General features: G+C 71.4%; 1 pseudogene. It reads left to right on the top strand.

The features are described from left to right. A pseudogene (locus FV228_RS32180) lies at positions 1-554 on the top strand (FAD-binding oxidoreductase); the annotation flags it as partial. Positions 555-573: the final 19 nt, after the last annotated feature.

Raw genomic sequence — 573 nt, 5'->3', positions numbered from 1 at the left:
CCCTGGAGCCCCTGGACCGCGCGCCGGTGGCGCCGCTCGCAACGGAGCGCGCCGTGCCGCTCACCTTTGAGCAGCTGTTCGACATGTCCGGCGCGCTGTGGCCGGACGGGCTCCGGTCCCGGGTCGAGGCGACGTATTCGAATCACAGCCCCGGGGACCTGATCGAGGCCGTCCTGCCGCTGCTGCCGTCGGCGCCGTCGACCACGAGCGTGTTCCTGCTCACGATCTTCTGCGGCCCCGATGTCCCGGCCGCGCAGAAGGACATGGCCTGCTCCATGTCCTCGGCGGTGTATGGCGGCCCGTGGACGATGTGGCACGAGGCGGCCGACGACCGGACCAACACGGACTGGCACCGGGCCATGGTCGGGGCGCTGAGGCCGTTCACGGTGGGCTGCTACCTGGGCGAGAGCAACACGATCGAGAATCCGGATAGCGTCGCGCGCGCCTTCACGCCCGAGAAATGGCAGCGGCTCTGTGCCCTGCGCAGCCGGCACGACCCGGAGCGGGTCTTCTTCGACTATTACGACGGGTTCGACGCGGCGCCCGCCGGCTGACGGGCCGCGCGCCCGGACC

This window comes from Methylobacterium sp. WL18, from assembly GCF_008040015.1.
In the GTDB taxonomy this organism is placed as follows: Bacteria; Pseudomonadota; Alphaproteobacteria; order Rhizobiales; family Beijerinckiaceae; genus Methylobacterium; species Methylobacterium mesophilicum.
This window is presented reverse-complemented; position numbering and strand designations above follow the sequence as displayed.